The sequence below is a fragment of the Paenibacillus thermotolerans genome (assembly GCF_028745515.1).
GTDB lineage: Bacteria > Bacillota > Bacilli > Paenibacillales > YIM-B00363 > Paenibacillus_AE > Paenibacillus_AE thermotolerans.
Window position 1 is genome coordinate 1 of the sequence record NZ_JAQZSG010000013.1, and the last position, 20,177, is coordinate 20,177.

The 20,177-nt window shown below is 50.1% G+C and carries 31 protein-coding genes and 1 pseudogene; 4 read left to right on the top strand and 28 right to left on the bottom strand.

All coding sequences use genetic code 11. The features are described from left to right. Positions 1-92: 92 nt before the first annotated feature. The 3 genes from PT964_RS12500 to PT964_RS12510 form a co-directional block, all read right to left on the bottom strand. Positions 93-1,190, bottom strand: coding sequence for a sensor histidine kinase (locus PT964_RS12500; RefSeq protein ID WP_274363690.1), 1,098 nt, complete (start codon positions 1,188-1,190; stop codon positions 93-95). Continuing rightward, a complete protein-coding gene (locus PT964_RS12505) occupies positions 1,180-1,878 on the bottom strand; it encodes a response regulator transcription factor (RefSeq protein WP_425262713.1) in 699 nt (232 codons plus the stop codon). Before PT964_RS12505 ends, PT964_RS12500 begins: the two co-directional genes overlap by 11 nt. A 125-nt stretch (positions 1,879-2,003) precedes the next feature. Next, positions 2,004-2,516 carry a DinB family protein gene (locus tag PT964_RS12510; RefSeq protein WP_274363692.1) on the bottom strand — a complete coding sequence of 171 codons (513 nt, stop codon included), beginning with the start codon at positions 2,514-2,516 and terminating at the stop codon, positions 2,004-2,006. 150 nt (positions 2,517-2,666) lie between these two features. Here PT964_RS12510 and PT964_RS12515 point away from each other — a divergent pair, with 150 nt between their 5' ends. From PT964_RS12515 to PT964_RS12525, 3 genes and pseudogenes are all read left to right on the top strand, one after another. After that, positions 2,667-2,885: a spore coat associated protein CotJA gene (locus PT964_RS12515; protein ID WP_274363693.1), complete on the top strand. Its 219-nt coding sequence runs from the start codon at positions 2,667-2,669 to the stop codon at positions 2,883-2,885. Then, the gene (locus tag PT964_RS12520) at positions 2,882-3,145 is read left to right on the top strand and encodes a spore coat protein CotJB (RefSeq protein ID WP_274363694.1); all 264 of its coding nucleotides are present in this window, start codon (positions 2,882-2,884) and stop codon (positions 3,143-3,145) included. The genes PT964_RS12515 and PT964_RS12520 overlap by 4 nt, the downstream gene beginning before the upstream one ends. Positions 3,146-3,168: 23 nt before the next feature. Continuing rightward, a pseudogene (locus PT964_RS12525) lies at positions 3,169-3,369 on the top strand (manganese catalase family protein); the annotation flags it as partial. 25 nt (positions 3,370-3,394) lie between these two features. Here PT964_RS12525 and PT964_RS12530 read toward each other — a convergent pair. The 4 genes from PT964_RS12530 to PT964_RS12545 all read right to left on the bottom strand — a co-directional run bounded on the left by PT964_RS12530 (position 3,395) and on the right by PT964_RS12545 (position 5,952). Next, complete coding sequence (locus PT964_RS12530; RefSeq protein WP_274363695.1) at positions 3,395-3,805, bottom strand: hypothetical protein; 411 nt, start codon at positions 3,803-3,805, stop codon at positions 3,395-3,397. Then, the gene (locus tag PT964_RS12535) at positions 3,792-5,120 is read right to left on the bottom strand and encodes a hypothetical protein (RefSeq protein WP_274363696.1); all 1,329 of its coding nucleotides are present in this window, start codon (positions 5,118-5,120) and stop codon (positions 3,792-3,794) included. The genes PT964_RS12530 and PT964_RS12535 overlap by 14 nt, the downstream gene beginning before the upstream one ends. Positions 5,121-5,330: 210 nt before the next feature. Next, positions 5,331-5,714 (bottom strand): hypothetical protein, encoded by a 384-nt coding sequence (locus PT964_RS12540; RefSeq protein ID WP_274363697.1) that lies wholly within the window; start codon positions 5,712-5,714, stop codon positions 5,331-5,333. Next, positions 5,701-5,952 (bottom strand): hypothetical protein, encoded by a 252-nt coding sequence (locus PT964_RS12545; protein ID WP_274363698.1) that lies wholly within the window; start codon positions 5,950-5,952, stop codon positions 5,701-5,703. Before PT964_RS12545 ends, PT964_RS12540 begins: the two co-directional genes overlap by 14 nt. Positions 5,953-6,458: 506 nt before the next feature. Between PT964_RS12545 and PT964_RS12550 the strand changes: the two genes are divergently transcribed. After that, positions 6,459-7,016, top strand: coding sequence for a hypothetical protein (locus PT964_RS12550; protein WP_274363699.1), 558 nt, complete (start codon positions 6,459-6,461; stop codon positions 7,014-7,016). A 121-nt stretch (positions 7,017-7,137) separates the two neighbouring features. Here the strand turns inward: PT964_RS12550 and PT964_RS12555 are convergent, their stop codons facing one another. From PT964_RS12555 to PT964_RS12655, 21 genes are all read right to left on the bottom strand, one after another. Next, positions 7,138-7,950, bottom strand: coding sequence for a glucosaminidase domain-containing protein (locus PT964_RS12555; RefSeq protein WP_274363700.1), 813 nt, complete (start codon positions 7,948-7,950; stop codon positions 7,138-7,140). After that, positions 7,943-8,437 carry a phage holin family protein gene (locus tag PT964_RS12560; protein WP_274363701.1) on the bottom strand — a complete coding sequence of 165 codons (495 nt, stop codon included), beginning with the start codon at positions 8,435-8,437 and terminating at the stop codon, positions 7,943-7,945. The genes PT964_RS12555 and PT964_RS12560 overlap by 8 nt, the downstream gene beginning before the upstream one ends. Before the next feature lie 78 nt (positions 8,438-8,515). Then, on the bottom strand, positions 8,516-8,659 hold the full coding sequence (locus PT964_RS12565) for a CD1375 family protein (protein ID WP_274363825.1): 144 nt from the start codon (positions 8,657-8,659) through the stop codon (positions 8,516-8,518). A 50-nt stretch (positions 8,660-8,709) separates the two neighbouring features. Beyond that, on the bottom strand, positions 8,710-8,847 hold the full coding sequence (locus PT964_RS12570) for a CD1375 family protein (RefSeq protein ID WP_274363702.1): 138 nt from the start codon (positions 8,845-8,847) through the stop codon (positions 8,710-8,712). Further along, positions 8,844-9,191 (bottom strand): XkdW family protein, encoded by a 348-nt coding sequence (locus tag PT964_RS12575; protein ID WP_274363703.1) that lies wholly within the window; start codon positions 9,189-9,191, stop codon positions 8,844-8,846. Before PT964_RS12575 ends, PT964_RS12570 begins: the two co-directional genes overlap by 4 nt. Positions 9,192-9,209: 18 nt before the next feature. Continuing rightward, positions 9,210-10,262, bottom strand: a complete 1,053-nt coding sequence (locus tag PT964_RS12580; protein WP_274363704.1) for a hypothetical protein — start codon at positions 10,260-10,262, stop codon at positions 9,210-9,212. Positions 10,263-10,268: 6 nt separating this feature from the next. Beyond that, positions 10,269-10,799 carry a putative phage tail protein gene (locus PT964_RS12585; RefSeq protein ID WP_274363705.1) on the bottom strand — a complete coding sequence of 177 codons (531 nt, stop codon included), beginning with the start codon at positions 10,797-10,799 and terminating at the stop codon, positions 10,269-10,271. Continuing rightward, entirely contained in the window at positions 10,789-11,871 is a 1,083-nt protein-coding gene (locus PT964_RS12590) for a baseplate J/gp47 family protein (RefSeq protein ID WP_274363706.1), read from the bottom strand. The genes PT964_RS12585 and PT964_RS12590 overlap by 11 nt, the downstream gene beginning before the upstream one ends. Further along, complete coding sequence (locus tag PT964_RS12595) at positions 11,871-12,305, bottom strand: DUF2634 domain-containing protein (RefSeq protein WP_274363707.1); 435 nt, start codon at positions 12,303-12,305, stop codon at positions 11,871-11,873. Before PT964_RS12595 ends, PT964_RS12590 begins: the two co-directional genes overlap by 1 nt. A 16-nt stretch (positions 12,306-12,321) precedes the next feature. Then, a complete protein-coding gene (locus PT964_RS12600; RefSeq protein WP_274363708.1) occupies positions 12,322-12,660 on the bottom strand; it encodes a DUF2577 family protein in 339 nt (112 codons plus the stop codon). Positions 12,661-12,664: 4 nt separating this feature from the next. Then, positions 12,665-13,684 (bottom strand): XkdQ/YqbQ family protein, encoded by a 1,020-nt coding sequence (locus tag PT964_RS12605; protein ID WP_274363709.1) that lies wholly within the window; start codon positions 13,682-13,684, stop codon positions 12,665-12,667. A 4-nt stretch (positions 13,685-13,688) separates the two neighbouring features. After that, the gene (locus PT964_RS12610; protein ID WP_274363710.1) at positions 13,689-14,117 is read right to left on the bottom strand and encodes a hypothetical protein; all 429 of its coding nucleotides are present in this window, start codon (positions 14,115-14,117) and stop codon (positions 13,689-13,691) included. Positions 14,118-14,128: 11 nt separating this feature from the next. Then, complete coding sequence (locus tag PT964_RS12615) at positions 14,129-15,934, bottom strand: hypothetical protein (RefSeq protein WP_274363711.1); 1,806 nt, start codon at positions 15,932-15,934, stop codon at positions 14,129-14,131. A 188-nt stretch (positions 15,935-16,122) separates the two neighbouring features. Then, positions 16,123-16,518 carry a phage tail assembly chaperone gene (locus PT964_RS12620; RefSeq protein ID WP_274363712.1) on the bottom strand — a complete coding sequence of 132 codons (396 nt, stop codon included), beginning with the start codon at positions 16,516-16,518 and terminating at the stop codon, positions 16,123-16,125. 16 nt (positions 16,519-16,534) lie between these two features. Beyond that, positions 16,535-16,963, bottom strand: a complete 429-nt coding sequence (locus PT964_RS12625; protein ID WP_274363713.1) for a phage tail tube protein — start codon at positions 16,961-16,963, stop codon at positions 16,535-16,537. Between the two features lie 17 nt (positions 16,964-16,980). Then, on the bottom strand, positions 16,981-18,033 hold the full coding sequence (locus PT964_RS12630) for a phage tail sheath subtilisin-like domain-containing protein (RefSeq protein ID WP_274363714.1): 1,053 nt from the start codon (positions 18,031-18,033) through the stop codon (positions 16,981-16,983). A 16-nt stretch (positions 18,034-18,049) separates the two neighbouring features. Further along, positions 18,050-18,472 (bottom strand): HK97 gp10 family phage protein, encoded by a 423-nt coding sequence (locus tag PT964_RS12635; RefSeq protein ID WP_274363715.1) that lies wholly within the window; start codon positions 18,470-18,472, stop codon positions 18,050-18,052. Further along, positions 18,465-18,893: a phage tail terminator family protein gene (locus PT964_RS12640; protein ID WP_274363716.1), complete on the bottom strand. Its 429-nt coding sequence runs from the start codon at positions 18,891-18,893 to the stop codon at positions 18,465-18,467. The genes PT964_RS12635 and PT964_RS12640 overlap by 8 nt, the downstream gene beginning before the upstream one ends. Next, positions 18,890-19,513 carry a phage head closure protein gene (locus tag PT964_RS12645; protein ID WP_274363717.1) on the bottom strand — a complete coding sequence of 208 codons (624 nt, stop codon included), beginning with the start codon at positions 19,511-19,513 and terminating at the stop codon, positions 18,890-18,892. The genes PT964_RS12640 and PT964_RS12645 overlap by 4 nt, the downstream gene beginning before the upstream one ends. Then, positions 19,510-19,800, bottom strand: coding sequence for a hypothetical protein (locus tag PT964_RS12650; RefSeq protein WP_274363718.1), 291 nt, complete (start codon positions 19,798-19,800; stop codon positions 19,510-19,512). Before PT964_RS12650 ends, PT964_RS12645 begins: the two co-directional genes overlap by 4 nt. Beyond that, the gene (locus tag PT964_RS12655; RefSeq protein WP_274363719.1) at positions 19,797-20,156 is read right to left on the bottom strand and encodes a hypothetical protein; all 360 of its coding nucleotides are present in this window, start codon (positions 20,154-20,156) and stop codon (positions 19,797-19,799) included. The genes PT964_RS12650 and PT964_RS12655 overlap by 4 nt, the downstream gene beginning before the upstream one ends. Positions 20,157-20,177: the final 21 nt, after the last annotated feature.

Below are 20,177 nucleotides of genomic sequence, written 5' to 3' on the forward strand. Positions count from 1 at the left end.
TCCACCATCGTGCTCTCCCCAACTTTTATGCAAGGCTAGTGCACTTGGAGTTGTTTAACACAACAACTCTCGTGATGCTACTTTTTTTGCTTTTATTGGGCCGCACTGATCGGCAATCGGACGTAGAAGCAAGTGCGGCTCGAATCGCTGCTGACGGTAATCGTGCCGCCGTGCCGGTCGACAATGCTCTTCACGATGGCGAGTCCGAGCCCCGAACCGCCCGTATGCTCCGCACGCGATTTCTCCACCCGGTAAAACCGGTCGAATATGTGCGGCAAATCGACCGTCGGAATCGGCTCCCCGTAGTTGGCCACCTCGACGACCGCTTCCGCTCCGGCGCGATAGGCGGCGATATCGATCCGCCTGCCTTCCTTGCCGTATACCATCGCGTTTTCTACGAGATTTTCAAATACGCGAACGAGCTTGTTCGGATCGCCGTAAATCGGGATGGCGTTCTCTTCGTGGCGAAGCGTTCCTTCCATCCCGTTCTGCGCCAGCGGCAGCCGGTACTGTTCAAGCAGCTGCGCCAGCAGCTCCACCAGGTTCAGCTTCATGCCGTACAGCGGAACGGCGTCATACCGCATGCGCGTATACTCGAACAAATCGTTGATCAGGACGTTCAGCCGCTGCGCCTTATCGTATGCGATCCCGACGTAATGCCGCAGCTCGACCTCGTCGCGGTACCGGTCCTGTTCGACCAGCCCCAAATAGCCGAGTATCGAAGTGAGCGGCGTCCGCAAGTCGTGCGACACGTTCGTGATCAGCTCGTTCTTCGTTTGCTCCGCCCGCCGTTCGTCCTCGAGCGATTCGTTCAGCTGCGTCACGAACGTATTAATGTAGCCCGCCAAATCCCCGAGCTCGCTGCCCTTTTGGACCGGGACCTTCTCGTTGAACTGCCCCTGCGATATGCGCCGGACGGACTCGATCATCCGAACGGTGTAGCGAAAGCGCCCGATATTGAAGATGACCATGAACAGGATGAAGTAAAAAAAAGCGGCCGCCGCAATGAGAAACGTACTATTGAAAGCTCTAAGGATGGCGCTGATAATATCCCCGATGATCGGCAGCTGGTTTTCCAATTGCGCGGCTACCGCGGCGGTGACAAACACGGCGGGAACGGTGAGCAGCAGGCTGGCGATGATTTGTCCGACAAGCCGGAAAATCAATCTTCGCAGGAAGTTATCCTTCAATTTTGTAGCCTACCCCCCATACCGTGACGATCATCTTGTCCCCGGTCTCCTGCTCGAGCTTGTCTCTCAGGTTGCTGATATGGACCATTACGGTATTGTTGGAGTCGAAATATTTTTCCTTCCATACGTGCTGAAATATTTCCTCCGCGCTGAACACGCGCCCGCGGTTGCTGGCGAGCAAATGCAGGATGCCGAACTCCGTCGACGTCAGATGCAGCGGAACGCCGTTCGCCTCCGCCTTGTGCGTGCTTTTATTGATCGTAAGAGCGCCGATGCGGATCGCTTCTTCGTTCTTGTGGGCTTGCGCCTCGTCGCCGCTGAACTGGTACGCGCGGCGAAGCAGCGACTTGACGCGGGCGAGCAGCTCCAGCGGGTTGAACGGTTTGATCATATAATCGTCGGCCCCGGTCATGAGTCCGAGAATTTTGTCCATGTCCTCGGCTTTGGCGCTGAGCATAAGAATCGGGATGGAATGCTTCTCCCGCAGCTTCCGGGTCAGCTCTAGACCGTCCATCTTCGGCATCATGATATCCAGCACCGCAAGATGGTACTCGTCCTGCTCCATCGCCTTCAGCGCTTCGAGCCCGTTATGCGCTTTGCCCGTATCAAAGCCTTCGTTCTTTAAATAAATTTCGATCAGGCCGGCAATTTCTTTATCGTCGTCGACGATGAGAATTCGTCGTTTCACGTATAAGGCAGCTCCTTGGAATAGTTTCATTCCTTACTATACCTTATTTTGCGGCCAGCTGCCTGTCCCGTGCCTCAAGCTTAAGGAAGCTTATGAGCTTCTTAAGCTTTTCTTAACCGTGCGGTTCAGACGGAGTAACGCTCCTTCAGCACGCCCATATGATGCCGCTCATGTCCCGCGATAATATAAGCCAATGCCCGAGCGGAGACGACGCTGTTGTTCGCATTTCCCAGGCGCGTCCACCCCTCTTCCGGCACATTGGCGACCAAGGCTAGCGTTGCTCCGCGCACGGCCGAATACTCTTCGATTAAGCTCTGCAGCGTCCGCCGCTCAAAGCCCGCGCCGCTCATATACACATTCTCGTCGAAGCCGGGCAGCGACACGGTCTCCCCGCGGGCGACGCACATGAGCCGGTAAGCCATCACCCGCTCCGTGTCCATCATATGACCGAGCACTTGCTTGATCGACCATTTGTCCGGCTGATACCGGTAATCGCCGCGCTCCTCCGCGATCGAGCGGAACAACGAAACGACCTCTTCCCTCTGCCCTGCCAAAATGTCTCCGATTTCCCCATCCGGCACCAGATTCACATATGTAGCGAAATAAGACTGATACTCATTTGTTGCTGGACGTTGCATGATTTGCGCCTCCTTTTTGGAAATAACAGCTTCTTCTATTGTAACACCTCCCGGAAAATTGCCAATTCCCGGTCATGAATCCGCCGCCGAGATCATATATTCATGTTGTAAATCATTAATCGCGTTACAAATCGGGAAGGAGGATTCCCAGTGCTCAATCAGGTGAAGATCCAAGAAATACCTCATGCCCCTTTCGATCCTTGTCCGCCCCTGCGGTTCCGAACATATGTCATACCGCCGAATATATACGCTCCCTTCCAGTCTCCCGGGCTCCCTCAATTTTCGCCTGCAGAGGCGTTACGGCACGGGACGTTGTGGCCCGCTTATTACAGCCCGTACGAAGGGCCGAAAGGAGCCATGAAGAAATGAAGCCCGTCCTCGACGAACGCTACTATCAAATGCTTCACGAGCTGCAGACGATCGATTTTGTGTTGGTAGAACTTAACCTGTACTTGGACACTCACCCGAACGATCAAGCCGCCCTTGATCAGTACAACCAAACGGCTATGCACCGCGCGCAAATCGCCCACAACTTCGAATCGCTGTACGGCCCCCTGCGCAATTTCGGCCAAAGCTTGGCGGGAAGCCCGTTCAGTTGGGCCGAAGGCCCGTGGCCCTGGCAAGTGTAAAACCCGAGTAAGGGGGATAACAAATGTGGATATATGAAAAAAAGCTGCAATATCCCGTCAGAGTGAGCAAGTGCGATCCCCATATGGCGAAGCTCCTGCTCGAGCAATACGGAGGAGCGGACGGCGAGCTGGCCGCCGCGCTCCGATACTTAAACCAGCGGTACACGATTCCCGACAAAGTGATCGGGGTGCTTACGGACATAGGAACCGAGGAATTGGTACATCATTGTTGTAGGTGATGAGAAAAGTTCAACCTTTTAACGAATCGGTTATGATGAGTTCCTTGTTTTCTACTTCAAACCCGGTTCGCACGTCCTTTTCTTTCTGTCGGGAAATGACCACAAATTGAGGCACAATATATTTCCCGTCCTTTCCTCCCCAAGCCTGGAATGCTGCAGTTCGATAGTATCCGCGATTAAAAAAAATATTGCAAGCCTCCCATTTCTTGGCCCATTGCTTCGGAGTAAGATGCGACAGCTGCACTTCAATGGCGTACACTCTTGGCTTCCCGTCGATCGGCAAAACTGCGACCACATCGGGGTCCCAATACAGGTCCCTTCCAGAGTCCGTGAATTTCTCTATGGGTTCGAATAGAAACCGCTTAGGCTGCCAAGCGAAATAGATAGAGCCGGCGGCCAGCGTGTGGTCAAGATTCCTCAATCTCGTCGGTGGTGTCCCCGTTATCTGCCTCCCCTTTGCGGTGAGCCGCCAAATTTTCTCTGCTTTGTTGAAGCCGTAATAACGCGACTCCACTATTTGCTCCCGTTTCAGGTTGCACAGATATTCGCTCGCTCTTTTGACCGGCTGGCTGAGTCTCTTTATGCTTTCCAGCGTAGCGATCTGCGCCGTCGTTGCGAGCGGCACGTTTGATAGTGCTGTCAGGATTCGGTCTCTGTGCCTCGGTTCTTCTAATTTTGGTTGTTCCATCATCTGCTGACACCTCCGCTTTTAATGGACGTAGGAATACGCTCCACGCGTCGTCGTTGCCCACGAAAGGGACTTGAACGTAATGCTCCCTTCCGTGGATATATATGCAGCGCCCAGGCGTTAGCGGGCTTATACGCTCTGCCCCCTCCTGCCCCAGCACAATGCGGCTGTCTTCGTTTGTTTGCGTCCTGAATCCGATCTTCGCATCAGTACATGCTTTGATTTGACCGTTCATGGTTTTATGGTCCGGACGTTGCGTGAAATACCCAAGGAGCATCTTGGCTTCTCTTCCTTTTCGGGCAATTCGTACCGCTATAGATTCGCAATATGCCGCCAATTTATAATCTGGCGTTCCTCGGATGTAAGAGTGTGGAGAGATATCAGCAGCTTCGTCTATGATAATGGCCACCGGCTGTAGCATTTTCTCCGTAAGTGTACGATTGCGGTGTGTTTTGAATAGCTGCTCCCGTTCTTTTAGCATTGATTCCGCTTCACTCATTAGTGTTGCGGCCTCATTGAGCTCCGTCGCGATCGTCACTCCAGGAATGCCATCAAAGGGAAAGTATGAATAGCCTTTCATATCAACGATAACCACGAGCCAGCCGTTTCTTCGCAGCTGATACACTATCCAGCGGATAAAATCTGTCTTACCGCTCTGTGGAGCTCCACCACCGTAAATGGAAACCTTCATCGGGTGATAAACGGGATTCTGAAGCCGGTTGTAGCCGAAGAGGATTTCGTCATTCTTTAAGTGCCTTAACTTTGGCGAAATTGTGGGTTTAAAATCCTCCTCAACCACCCGGACTATAAAGCCACCTCCCCGATCGATGATCTCCACCGGTGCCCCCACGGCGGCGGCCAATGCGCCCTCTAAATTCCGGGCATCCTTATACCAAGTTCCGAGCGGAAACCGAAAAGCATGCTCGGATCCACAACTTACTGACCTCGATGCGAGGTACTCAAACCCCCGCGTTCGTTTCGCCTTCACATCGGCCGCCACGGACTGCTGAAGTACTTCCCAAATCCTTCGAACGACTTTCTCGGTCAAGCGCCGCCCACCTCCCGCAAACAAACAAAACTTAAACGAGAAAAATAAATCCTTAAGGAATCGAATTTTAAAAATGATTGTCCGGCCACGCCTGCAGCGGAAAACAAGCCCGGACTTAATCCTCACCGGAATCCGCCGGGAATTTCAGGGTTGTATTATTAATGCGGACAAGTCAGGATTAATGCGGACAAGTCAGGATTTCTGACAGGCTTAAATGTGCGGAAGGAACTTCCAATTAACCAACCAAGGCACCAATAAGCGTAGCAGCTTAACAATGAATATCCCCCCAGCTGTGGAAACTATCCACCACATTAGCTTCACGCCAACCAGGATGATGAGGATTGCCAGAAGGTTCTTGAGCAGCCAATTCTGAAGTTCAGTGTAATCCGTATAAGGAGCTTCAGCCGGTATTGCTTCGTCCGAATCAAAATCAAAGCGTTTTGCACGGATCTGAACCTTCGGCTTTACAGTAACTGCTGGCGTGACGGCCTCGATCGGCTCCGAGTTCCATTCCCACACGAGCGGTTGTTGTGCTGTTGAACCTTCCTTGATCGCTTTATAAGTGGAAAAGTCAAGAATCTTACCGGTGTTCATTTGAATCCCTCCTCGCACGATTTGCGATAAAATCCCTTGGCAAAGGCAGCTGCTTCTCGCTTACTTCCCGTGCACGATAAGTGGTGATGCCGAGAACAATTCGAACGCCTTGTCGAACGACATCGGCCACCGTCTGGTCCGGATTCCTTTTGAGATAATCTGCGAGACCGATAACAATGTCGTCGTCTAAATCCGGCCGTATCGGGGCTTTTACATATCTCCTCTTCTCGTGGCTCATATGGGTCCTCCCTCGAGTCCTTCGTTGTGTTAACCATCCTACGAGCGATGGATTGTCCATTATGTTCGATTTCGAAAAAAATATTTCGGTTCCGAATGGTTTGGACAGGTTTGAAAGATTGATAGTTAGTCCAAAATGAGTAACACCATATGATTAATTGAGGTGAGTGCTGCGTGTTCGGTTTGGGAAAGAAAAGGAGTCGTTTTGGGCGGTTTATCGATCAGCATGGGATTAAACAAGAAAAGCTGCGGGAGATCACGAAGGTAAGCCGGGAGACATTATGGAAGGCATGCAACGATGATGATTACACACCGCGCCCGAGTATTAGAGAATCGCTAATATCAGCTGCTAGGAAACTCACCGGCAAGAATATCGGATCGGATGACTTCTGGATGTAGGAGCGACCCGTACGTCAGCGCGTTCGAATTCTGGTAAGAAACCCTTCTCATCATCAAAACGCAGGTATATACTACCAATGATTACCTATTACACGGGAGGGGAATTTTATGGGTGAGTTTTTAATCATGTTCGGAGCAGCTGTAGTTATCATGCTCTTTTTAGTGAGCTGGTACACTCGCGCTCAAGGAAAAGCGATGGATAAAAAGGCTAAGAACGCGGGAGCAATTACTGCTTTCTCCGCTTTGCATGTTGAGGGGATTGGGCTTACAAAATTCGCTAGTTGCGATATTTTTCTATTCGAAGATAAAATACTGATCGACTCTTACGGAAGAAAATTTGAAATCCCTCTAGAACGAGTAAGGGCTGCTGAATACAAATCGGAGCAAGAATTGCACGAGAAAGGTAAGAGTGTCGTTGGCAGGGCCCTAGTCGGGACATTGCTAGTTCCGGGACTAGGCACAATCGTTGGAGGAATGTCGGGCATCGGTAATAAACAAGTGCGGGGAAAGGTTAATTTTTATCTGATATTGAACTACGAAAGCAGTAGAGGGGAATTGGAAGGAGTAACTTTCCTTAACAACTTGAACACCATTCGCCTTAACGCGTTTTGCAATCGAATAAATCAGGCTCTCGCATCCGCACAACCGGATGTGATTAGTCTATAAAACAAAAAACAAAACGATCGGGAATTATTGAGAAGAAAACAAATAATCGCATAATAAATAACCCCCGCAGCGGATAAACAGCTACGGGGGTTTGTATTTGAAAATCCCAAGCGCTTGGGAATTAAGCGAGTGAGACTGTTGTACCATCATACCTGCAGTTAATCTTCAAAGCTGATGCCAAACGCCTCACCGGTACAAAACTGCTTCCTTCGATGAGTCGTGTAGGTAATGCGGTTCCGTTAATAATTGCCTCTTTGCCGTTCCACCCCACAGAACCGCCAGCTGCTTCAGTGATCGCACGGGCTGGAACCCAAGTGAGAGCGTCCAAGAGCCTGCCTGTAAATTTATTTTTCCCCAATGTTACCGGAATAAGTTTAGTTGCTCGGTCCGGAATCGCTACATCGAAGCGCCTCAGCTGGTACTTATCAACAATACTCATGATTTTATCCACATATCGTGTATCCGTTGCGTAACCAGCCTTACTTAGAGCAGTTGCGTACTCAAGCGGTGTTTTCGCTTTCCACAATCCGGCGTTTACGTATCTTGGCTTTTTAAGCAATGCATAATGGTCCTCAATCGCTTCCCCATAATTGCGATATGCCCGAAATTTATCTTTCACCTGAACAATTGATTTTCCGGGTGACGCCGAATCCGGACCGATCACCTTAATAAGCGTTCCCGCCCGGCGTGCTGCCTCAACTTGTGCAGGAGTGTAATGTTCGCGGGTTAGAATCGTCACGCTGCCGGCCGGCCCGACTCCCTTGATGTTGCCGAGATTATACGACTCTTTGCCGGTGCTCATATCTTTAGGGGTCTTAAGTTGAAAGCCAACCTCGATAATGAGCTGGGCGATGACTCCGGATGGAACCGGGTATCGCCCGCGTACTTGTTCAGCGAGCATCTCTATGACCTGAAACGGCTTCAATTTAACCACCCAGTTTCTTGGCTTCTCGTTCCGCCTTTGCTTTCAGTTCAGAAGAAACGAAGCTGATCACCGATTTCGGTATCCACTTCTTCCAACCTGCTCGGATCGCATTGGCCGTTAGGCTCTCCCAGCTGTGATACGCAAGCATAATCGTTAAGGCGTAGAAAGCGTACCCCGGCTGATCTATCCCAAAAACGGTTTGGGATACTTTATCTAATAACCATCCGATAAACGGAATCCATAAAAGCAACATGGTGCGGAAAGCCCCGGAAATCCCGTATGCGCTCGAATACGTTTTTGATTTCTTCGCAGCGGCAACCCCGGCAATCCAGTCCCCCGCAATAATTGCACCAAAAAGAACATAAGCCCAAAACTTTCCACTGTTCAATGCTTGATCTAACAGTGGCCCAATTATTGCCCCAATAAACGCCGCCCCTGCATTAGCTGGCTTAGCCAGTGTTTCCAAACTCAGAATTGCTTTAATAAATCGTTGCACTCTATCCCCTCCGCCCTTCCCCGGACAAATAAAATAGCCCCGATCGGATCGGGGCGGACTTGTTCATCAAACTTTTGATTAGGATGCAGTTTCCAGAGGCTTTCCGTCGGTACCGAGACCGAGAGCTGCGAGTTCGGCTTCTACGGCTGGCTGCAGGCTGACTGGAACTTGCGCAAACGTCCGTCGGCCATTAATGATGAGAGCTACGTATACATCGACCACAATATCACCTCCCTTCGAGCAAAATAAAAGCGCCCACAGTAAGAAGGTAATCAAGACCCTTCCTCCGATGACGCTTGCGATTCTTTGTCTAGCAGTGCTTGCACTTCAGCTCTTACTTGCTCCGGAACCGACTCGACTGTTCGGCGGCCGGCTTTGATTAAGCTTACGTAAATCGGGATCATGTTCATGCCGGGGTACCTCCTGCAACTTGCGCTTCAAGTATAAGGACTTTTTCATACACTTCAGTCAATGCTTCCATTACCATGAGTTTATCTTCTCGTTCGACGGCTATCTCCTGCTCTAGGCGAGCAATCTTTTGGGCATCCGTTTCCGGAGGCTCCGGCGGGTTTGCCTGGTATGCCTCCCATGCCGCAAACAATTCCGCGTCCGTTGGCTCCGGTACAATATCGCCGTTTTCGTCTTTAACTTCCCAACGGACCAATTGCGGCCCGTCCCCCTCGTCCAATACTTCAAAATCAACAAGCGGGTTTGCATTTGGGTATAAAAATAAAATTGCCAATGCTTTGTTCACGTTTTTCCCTCCAATCAATTATGACATTCTGTGTACTATGAGATATGAGAAACCGGACCCGGCGTTTATAGTTCTTCCATCTTGTGAATACACATCAACAACAACCCAATCGCTTGCTGTCATTGGCAACTCGCAATGAAATGGCAAAACCGCCGCTCCGGCTCCGTATGACTTAAACTCCGCCATAGAAATTGTCGCAATGTTTGTTCCTGCTGAATTGTATTGTCTAACCCTTATTCCTTGCATGTTTTCTGCCGATGCCCCGGTCCCAAAATACAACGCTCCGCTTATACTATAGACGCCGGATTTAGAGGCCGTGAAACGGTTTGTACTCAAATCCATTTCGCCCAACCAATCATAACTTTCTGCGTCCCAATTAACGGTTGTCCATGTTGCCGCTGATAAAGCTTGCGCGGCGTTCATGTATGCGCGTAACCCGCTACGGCTTTGAAAGTTTCCATCATGCCATATTTGGTTTCCGTCAATAACCCATTTGTCCCCCGCAAAACCAAACGAACCTAATGACGACCCGGCGCTGTTTTGTGCTTGAATCAAACTGTAATTATCGGCATCCGTAGCTTTTAGTATTAGTTTTGTGTCACCCGGACCCGAAATGGTCAAGTTGCCGTTGATTGTTTGGCCGCCTTTGGACGTTATAAAATCGTAAACGTTCCCCACTGAATCTATAAAAACAAATTTATTGTTTCCATAGTCCCAATGCAATTGACCTTTGGCCACTCCGTCATCCCTAAAAACAAAACCCGCATAACCATTCAACGCACCGGTTGTACGATTAAAAACGTACCTTGCCATATCTTTTTGTTGGGTAATGTCTCCGGTTATCGTATCCCCTGCTTTATTGACTGGGATATACGTAAGCGCCGTCGTTGGGTCAAGCTTCGGCCCATTTCCAGCGGTACCATCGTGCTTGTGACCAGTTGTCTCTTCGAACAACCCATCAATGATTTCTGCGTTGTCGTCGATAATTGGTTTTGTGTTGAAAGTCGTCGTAGAAGGAGAACTCCGGTCTACTTTGTTTAACCCAATATTCGGAGTCGTTGGATTTACCAAGCCCGATCACCCCCATGCAAATTTGTCTACCAAGGTATTTTCTACTTGTTCAAGAGTCATATTTTCAACTTCAGACAGCATTAAGTAGCGATAATCATAAATCAATGCTAAATGAGCTGGTCTAATCTCCTCTATCGCCGCCTTCAAATCACTTTCATTCGGCGGTGTTCCTAAAACACTCGAAAACGAAATTCTAATAGCTCCATCGAACTGAACATCTACATCCCCATTCGTGAAGCTATCCGCGACTATCTTAATAAGGATTGCGTCGACCTTACCCGATCCACGCATCTTACTCTTTACGATAGCACGCCGTTCGGCAATTGGTTTGTTAGGCTCGGTTGGTATTCCTAATTCGCGTTCGTAAATCGGAATTGCCCATGTCGCGGTATCGATCAGCAGCTGTGCTTCCAGGTCCTGCACTGCATTATCACGTTCATCGAATTGGATTTCCTCTGCTTCAAAAATCCCCTGGAACACCTTCGATTTTCTCTGAAACGGTTGGAGCTGCTTTATCATTTCCTCACTATGCGACATTGACGTTCACGCTCCCAAGAACGGCAACCTGCTCTGTTCCGACAGGGATGTTTACCGTCCCTCCGTTCACTGTAAGACCGCTGTAATCCTCGACCCCTTCGCTTGAGAGTATGGCCGCGCCAATCTTGGCGTAACTTACGACATTCTCAACGAAGGCAATTCCCTGCAGATATGCGGTAAGCCCTGCAGAAATATTAGAATCCGCCTGTTCCAACGTGTACCCCGAGGAAAGCACAATGCTTACGACAATATTGATATTTAAGCCTGCAGCGCTCGTCACCGTTACAAAAGCTCCGATCGGTGCCGCTCCTTCACCTAAACCTGCAGCTCCGGGGTCAATGTAATCCTGAACATCCTCTACAAGCTGCACGGATGCGGGAAGCCGATTTGCATCGATGATGACGACTTTTACCGTGTTGTCACCGTTCCAAAGCGGAAGAACACGAGCAGCGCCGACGCCCCCGACCTCTTTCGCCCAATTGAGGTAATGTGATTTGTTCCCGCTTGTCGCCGGTGTACGAATTCGGTCGTAATAACGCTGAAGCAGATCAGCGTCGGATTCGGCGGCAAAACCATCGGTCGTTGGGGAAGGGTTGCTAACTGCCGTAAATCCTGCAATGGTTACCGGAAAAAGTGTTATCGTTCCCGCCGGTACGTTTCCGTTCGGTCCTGCGACAAGAGCTTCAATCTTAACAGTTCCGTTTGCGACGATGTTTTTCACCTCCGTCGCCTGAAACTGGATGCCGTTCGATGTTTCGAAAAGGTCTCCAATCTGTATGGGACCTGTTCCTGTAAGCATAACTTCACCGACCGCATTCGTCGCTGCCCGCCGATCGATGCCTGTGCGTTCCTTGACGCGCCTCGCCAGTTCATCCCCGGTCAATTCATCGATGCTAAGCTTCTTCTTGACTTCCTCGATCTTCGCATCCGTTTTTGCGAACTGCTCCGCAGGTGGTGCGAGTGAATCGTAAATCGGGCTTCCTGCACGCTTGTCATAAGTGTCAGGAACCGAATCCAACATCTCGTTCAATATGCGCTCTTTGTCGTCATCGTCAAACGTCGTTGTAACCATTAAGCGATCGCCGTCCCTTCTGTTGTGCCGTATATACTGATTACGTCAAACGAGACAAGAAGCCTTGCCCCGGACTCGGACTGCGAGAACGAGAAGTTTTCGACTCGTAAAATGGCATCGTTCTGAAGTAATGCCTCTCGAATCATACGCTCGTATTCGGCCTCGGCGAATGCCGCTTTGAACGTGCTGCCTATTAAACTATGGTGTTCACTTCCATACGCGGTGCCCGCATAAATGCCGCTCCCAGCCACAGTGCGCAGCGCCTTCTCAACCCACGCCTTTACATATTCAATTCCTGTAAGTTCTACCATCCGGCCATCAATCAAAAGAAAATCCCCGGATTCGTAATCCCAGGCATACGTCTTATGCACGGTGGTCTGTGAAACTGCCGGCGAAGCAGCTTGAATTTCTAATTCAGCAATTTTGGGGAGCACTCATCTCCTCCTCCTTTCATCCGATCACGTCAATCAGGAACCAGTTTTTCAGATGTTCGTCCGGAGCAATGACTACCTTTTGCCCGTTCTCAAGGTTCAGCTTCCAAAGCAGCTCCTCATCGACCATTTGCCCGTTTGTATCACGGTACCGGTTTGGAATCATTACCCCGTCCGTATACAGCTTCGGTAGGATCAGCTTGTCCTCCGTTAAAATAACACTCTCGCCCCACTTGATTTTGATCGGGTTCGAGCTGACAACAACTCCGATCCTTAGGGCTGTGCTCGGTGGGTTCCGGTTAGCCTTTATAAGCTCTGCAATACGTTTGGCCAACCGATCGATACTTTGTTCGTTCATTGGATTACTTGACCTCCTCGGGGAGAACAAGTTCCAGATCCATCGTATGGATCTGTTTAGATACAGTGTGCTTGACCGTCTGGATTAAATATCGCCCCGACATGCCCGTAACTGGCTCCGATACGTCTAGCAATCGGCCCGCTTTGAAAGCAACATCCCCCATCAAAGTAAGACTGTTCCTCTCGTGAATCCGGGCCAACCGTTGAAGCAGGATTTTAGCGACCTCACGTGCTTTTGCAGCGTCTTCCGCCTCGATTTTATAAACGTCTTCCAACAATCCGTACTTGCTGATTAGCGCCTCGTCTTGGGCGGTAGCCACAACCTCGTACGTCGTTTGTTCTTTCTTCTCTTCATTGCGCTCAACAAGAATCTTTACGCGATTGCGCATGGACTCAATCGTTCGGTTCCAGCTAACCCCAAGCGGGTTTGCTAAGACGTCCACAAGTGGCAAATTGCCCGCAAGACGAAAGGTTCCCTTGATTACAAGGTCTTTCATTTCCTCGAAGTATATTTTCCCTTGTCGCATTTCGACGTTAAACTTCTGGCCAGTTCGCCGCTCATGGAATTTGTAAATATCCTCAATAATCTCAGCCGGTGATTTCTCAAGGTAGATTTGATCAATTGGTGTACTCATCACGGGAATCTTCCCGATCAGCATGCCAAAGTCGTTCAATATGACCGTGATCGCTTGAGAGGCGGGTATCTTATTGAATTGGTACACGCTTTTCGATTTTCCCAAGTACCATGCATAGTCATAGACCGTATAGTTTATGGCTCCCCTGTTTGCTCGCCCCTCGGTGACGATGACCCCCCGGTAAACCTCTTCTTGGTCCTCATAAAGAAGGACCACATCGCCCAGTTCGCAAGGATTTTTTGGGAACAGGCTAGGCACGTCCGACCATATTAAAGAGAATTCCAAAACCGAAAGGAGGGATAGATTCGAATCCCAGGAAAACGGACCGACAATTGGAGTGATGTCGTAGGTTTTCGACCCGTCATTTTTCACTAATAAGAGTTTAAACATTCGATCACCTCTTTTTTGTGCTGACGAAGGTGAATTCCGTCATCTCAAGCGTAAAGTAGATATCTCCATCCCTGCGCATGCTATGAGTAAAGTTATCTATCGTAACCGGCATGTTTATGTTTTTCTTGCTGGAAGAGTCAACAATAACGAGCCGGATCGGTGCACGGCGTTCTCTCCAACGCTCAATGGCATTCACATATTCCATGCCCCACATTGCTCGGTTTTGCAAAAAAGGGTAATCATGCCCTTGGGCCGGAAAAAACGACTGAATTTCAACCGAACGAAGATCCCGGAGCCCAATAATATTCACCGTTCCTTGAAGCCCCTCCAGCTTCTCATTGTTCCACGGACTTGGCACTTCGTATCCAGCTGGCGGCACCGGGAGTTGAATAACCTCTTCATTGTTATTAATGCTGAGGAATACTTGAATCATGTCCGGTCACCTCACGTTAATCCATATAGATGTCGATCAATGCGGCCAAGAAGAGAGTCTGCAATGTCAATCGAAGCGCGGGGGTCTCGAAGCGTTGCTTTGACGGTTTTGGTATTTTCCGCTGTTGCCGCAGTGTTCGCCGTAAGGGCATCGGTGAGGTTCTTTTGAGAATCGATTTGCTCTTGCCTCTTGGCGTTATGCATATAAATTTTTTCTTGCTGCAGTTCCATGTCGCTAATAACACTATCTACAGATGAAGACTCTTTCTTTTTGCCAAGCCTCCAATCAAAGGATTGCCCTGCAGTATTAAACTTTGCTGAACTGAAGTCGACTTCCCCTAAGCTGAAATCGATTTTGGCGATGTTATCTCCCTTGATCTTGTTAATCCCGTCGATAATCAAATTGACTCCGGAGAGCACAACTTTTATCCAACCGTTGATATATTTGATATAAGCATTTACCCCCCACTCCGCCACTTGAACGATTCCGTTCCATAATTTTTTTCCTGCGAGCTGCACGTTGTCCCAGTTATTAATTAAGAGTGTCCCGGCCGCAATTAGTGCCCCAATCCCGACGATTACCATCCCGACCGGGTTTGCTCTCATTGCTGCATTTAACAGCTGTTGCGCCCCGGTCATAACTCCAATTTGCCCTGAAGCCACAAGGGATGCTGTCCCCATGACTGCCGTTCTAATCGAAGCTAAGGTGGCAGCCTTCCCGAAGATAGCTGTCCAAGCAGCGGCACCCATCGCCGCTATTTTGTATGCTACGATCGAACCGGTTACCCCATAGATCAGCGGCGAGAGCGTGGACCAGTTATCCCTGAAGAATGAATAGGTGGCTACGCCTGCATTGAACACGCCCCATACTCCAACCGCAAGGTCCCTCACCCCCTGAACTGTGTTCCGGATACCTCCCGCTTCGATCCAAGACCTTATCGGGGACACAAATTCCCTGTCGAAACTTTTGAGATCGCTTTGGGCGAGGTTCATCAGTTCGGTACCAAGATCCTGGGCTCCGATTTTCAATGTTTCGAATAAGCTTCCTTGGCGAATAAGACCCTCTGAGGTGACTCCGGTCATCCTCGCTAATTCTGAAGACATGGTTCCCGTTACAGTCGACCAGATGCCCTTGAGCGTCGAGGCCTGCTTTTCCATTCCGCCCTTAAACCGCTCTTCCATCAATGAAAACAGCGCTGCATTAAACTTCTCTTGGTCTTTGATCTGCCCTTCGTTGTTCACCACGACTTGATTCCGGTACATCTCACCGGCTTTCTTTTCAATCATGGCTTTGGTGATCCCGAACTCCTTTAAGCGCTCAAGCTCGCCGGTCTGCGCGTCTGCGACCGCCTCGATCGCCTGCATTAAGTCCTTGTTCATCACCGCTGCCATATCGCCGATTGCACCCATTGTGCTGCGCGCTTCGATCCCGTATGCAGCTAGCCGAACGGTACCTTCTACGACCTGGTCGGTCTCAAATGGGGTAATGTTAGCGAACTGGGACGCCCACTTCATTAGGTCCCCGGCTTTCTTGGTGTCCTGCAACACGGTTTCGAGCGTAAGCCGGTAATTTTCAAGGCCCGAGGCCGCATTAATCCCCATCCCACTGGCCACCGTAGCGAAAGTAGCAGCGGTCCCGCTAAATGCTGTCGCTGCGGTTCTAACTCCGTTGGCCAAAGAGGACCAAGTTTGTTGCCCTTGCATTTTTAAATCATACAATTGCTTTTTATATTGAACGGTACCCGCGCCGATCTTCTTCAGCGTGCCGGTAACCATATCTTTCAAAGTCATTGTTTTCGAAACGTCTTTGGCACCCATAAGCTTTCCCCCCTCTTAATTAAAAAGGGGAACCTATGCGGTCCCCCAACGTCTGTTTTCTTCTTCGTAATAAAAAACCATTGATTGCATCATGAACCTCTTTGTTACGAAGTCCAGATTGAGTAAGTATTCTGGAGCGAACCCCTTTTGTACATAATGATGCAAAAAGCGGAATTCGGAGTCGCTCTTTATGAGTTTTTTAACTCTTCATCGACTTTCTTAACGCTTTTCCCGCCGAATCCGGAAAGTTGAAGGATGAAGTTACTGATTTCCGAAACCTCACCGGGTTCAAAGATCATATCGACAATATCCGTTGGCTCTGTACACTCGAACTGCGTTTGAAGTTCTTTATTTTTTAGATCCGGTTCTACCACGCAATGGTAGACGATGTGCGGATCAGCCTTGTCACTCGTTGCCGGGACTGTTGCCATGTTAATCGTCTCAAGAGCAAGCTCACGTCCCGGCTCTTGTATGACGATTTCTCCGCCCAAGGATGAGACGTAAAGTTTCATTCGTTTAGGCTGCTTGGTTTTCAGTTCTTCCTTCTTGGCCATAAGGTCTGAAATCGTTAATATCTTCGCCACTAGTTATATCCCTCCGTTAGCTGATCGTATCGATCATTTCGTAATCGCTGAATGCGAAAGGAATTTCTTCGCTTCCGAGCGTTCTCTTCTCAAATTTCAACAGGTTAAATTCGTTAATGGTCACATCGTGCAATGCAACCCGTTCAGTCCCACGGGTATCCGGATCGGCTACCTTTCCAACGATTTCGACCCGTGGATAAATGCCTGATCTTACAGCTGCCGCCATCGAGCGTTGGACACGGGAGTAAATCTTTTTAATGGTCATCGTGCCTTCGCCGGTCCAGCCAATCGCTTTTTTGTGTGTCCCGCCTTCATTCGCGAAGTGTACGTCTTCGTAATTGACGGTTACCTTCGCTTCGAACGCATCCACTTCAGCCCACAATTCGCCGTTTACCCATACTCGGCCATATGTCCCGTTGATGATTTCATTACCTTTTGGTGGCATTCCTTAGCCCTCCTTCTTTATACCGTGGCCCGGAAATAGAGGTCTTCGACGGCATCCAGAAACTTCAGCGGTCCGGCAATAAATACCTTGCTGCTGAACGCTTTTTCCTTAATTTGTTGATCATTAAGAGATGATACATCGACGCCTTGTTCCGTCCACGCTTGCCGCTGTGCTTCTACATCGACCCCGACAGCGTTTTCTGCAGCCGGGTCAAGGACGTCTCCTTCCAAGCCGCGTAAATACCCGTTCACTGCGGTAATAAACAGCACTTGATGGTCGTAGCTGTTGTTTACCTTTCCGACGTATTCGTCGTTAAACGTGCGCGTGATGTCTTCCTGAACCAGGTCATGCCCTTCGATAATCTTGATTTTTTTAAAGTCGGCACCCTTACCCGGCCCGGTAGTTGTAAGCGAGTTTACGCCTCGGCCGATCTTTATCTTGTCGCCGTCACTAATAAGGATCAGCTTGCCGGCATCAATGTCCGTATCCGGATCTGCGCTTTCTGTGATCGATTCGACCTCAGGCAACTCGTAATGTGTCGCGCTGCGAGTAAGCGGCAAACCGGCGAGGATGCCCGCTATACGTCCGCTATATTCGGAAGCGGAATAAGTTTTACCCGCTACCACAATACCTTCTGTGGCGAAGTTGATAATTGCCTCGTGATCGCCTGCATTATTCGGCAGTACCGCTTTGAACGTCTTTTTATTCGTTCGCCATGTCTTGATCTGTGTCGCAACAGCGGCAACGTCTGCCGTCGCGATTCCTGGAATGGCGAGATAATTCCACCGCTTACCGCCTAATCGGGTAAGAGCGTCGCTGTAACTCGCTGCTGCGGCATCAAGGCGCTCGACAATGATCTTCGACGGGACGCCGAGGAACGTTTTCATAATCAAGTCGAGGTTCGCAGCTGTCCAGTCCGCGTCTTTGACATCTGCAACGGACTTGTATTCGATGCTATCGAAGTCCCCTGTATCGTCCTTTAGAATCAGTGCAACGATTCCCCGCTGACTCCGGGCGATTGCGGTAGTAGCGAGGCTGGAAAACTCAATGTTGATTTCAGGCAAACCCATTGCCTTCACCCTTTCCTTAAAGCTTGCTCATGATTTTGTCAAAGCCTTCTTCAACAATAGAACTCCACTCTTTTTCGACATCCTTTGTTGCCTTCTCGAAGACGTGGTAGCCCTCTTTGAATCCATACTCTTGCCCGTCCTTGCCGACGATCCGATGGCCGTATTCGATGAGATGACCGTGAGGGGCGCGTGTATAAACACGAACCTTATACCAGCCGTTCCCTTCATCGACCCATACCTTGCCGCGCTTTATGGACTTCAGATAGTTCCCCGTTACCTTCCTTACAGTTGTCCGCGCTCTTTTGACGATAATTGCTCTTGCCTTAGAGCCAGAGCGAAGCATCAGCTGCTTCGCCTCTTTCGGAAAGTGGCGCTGTAGACTCTCCAGCTCTCTCGTAAAGATTTCTAACTCCCGGTAATCGATGTCAAAGTCAGCCATTGAACTCCAGCTCCTCCATGACCTCTCCGACTTCCTCTTCACTTAGGGATTCGTACAAGGTGAAGTCAAAACTGAAATGAACTACCTTGTCGATGATTTCCGCATCCGATGCGTTGATCGTGATGACGCGATCCCCAACAGGAAAATTTAGAGCAAATACTTCTTCCAGACGATCCATCACGTCGTACGCCTCCTCCTTGTAGATGTGCCGGTCGGAGGGAAAGTACCGGATACGGCATGTCATTTCCCGCATGGAATCGGAAAGGGAGCGCTCGGTGTTCGGTGTCTCGATAGAAACAAAGAAAGAGGGCCGCTTAAAGCCCTCTTCGATGTCTCTGCTCTCGATCGTCACAACGGGGAATTCTGCTTGGATGCGCTCGTTAATGGCCAAATTGATTTGTGCTCTCGTTAATCTGCTCATGGAATCACCCGCTTCGCGGTTATCCGCAGCGTGGCATTGCGGTTAAACGGATTTTCGATGATCTCGATGTTCCACCGCTGCCCGTTGATTTTTATGAACATGTCTGCCGTAATGCCTTCGCGGTACACGATCGTGACGACCACATTAGACGTCGTCTCGAAAACTTCATCCACCTCGCTGGTTCCGCCCCCGTTATACTCGATCTGAGCCGGGAGCATGTAGAGTAAGGCAGGTGCGGGTGAACGCTCTTTCATGCTATTCGTGACAAACGTGTTATGCCAGATTTCAACGGTGTCGCGCAATCGTGAGAGGTTCGTCAGCACGTCATCGAGAGCGGAACAAACGAGTTCCATTCTCCGACCGCTCGTTTCGAACGTCCGGATAACCTCGTAAGGGATTCCATTATGCAGCAGCCGAGGCTCGCCCCGGTACTCAGCGGCCCATATGACGAATGTAACCTCGGGGCGTAGTGCATTCCCAAGCGCTTGGTAAAATTCCGTCTGGCGAACCGATTTTCGCTCCGCAAAAACCTGACGGGGAATACCCTCGACAATGTTGGCGCCGGCCGCCGATTCTGCATAGGTGAGTTCAACTAGGTGTACAACTTCGGAGAATCTCATGTCGTCCCCTCCGCAGGAAGACTGGAAACCGCAAGCTGCGTAAGCAGGGTATGGAAGGCCGGGGAGAACTTAATCTCCCCGCTTGCATTGTTCCAAAGGTCAGCGACACCCATGACCATAACACCGACTGCCAAATCCGTATTCATCTTCGCATCGGATACGCCCGCAGACTTCATAAAGCCGATGACCGCGCGCAGCTTTTGCTTGATGATCTTATCGAAGGCTGTACTCCCCTCGGAGATGTCCAGACCAGCCTTGCATTCCGCAATGAGCTCTTCCTCGGTCAATTCCCTTCACCCTCTTGCCCGGCGCCGCCCGGTATTGCTGTCGCATCCGTCTTCTCCTGCGCGGTCTCTGCCTGAGGGGCTTGCTTATGCGCGACGTCGGTCGGTGGCAACGGCGGTTCTTCGGCACCGTTACCCGCCGCCTGACTCTCCTCGAGCTCAGCCGCCACTTCCACATCCACCGAGTACGGTACGAGCATAATCCGCATGCCCGTGTTCTCCTGCGACGCACGCAACCGACGTTCCAACGCATCGTATTGCTCATCATTCAGCGGGCGATTGACCTGCCAAATCACAACGGGTACGGCCGCTTGAACGGTCACCAGCTTTTCGGCGTCATTCACTTTTTTCTTTCCCATGGTTTTTCACCGCCTTTCCAT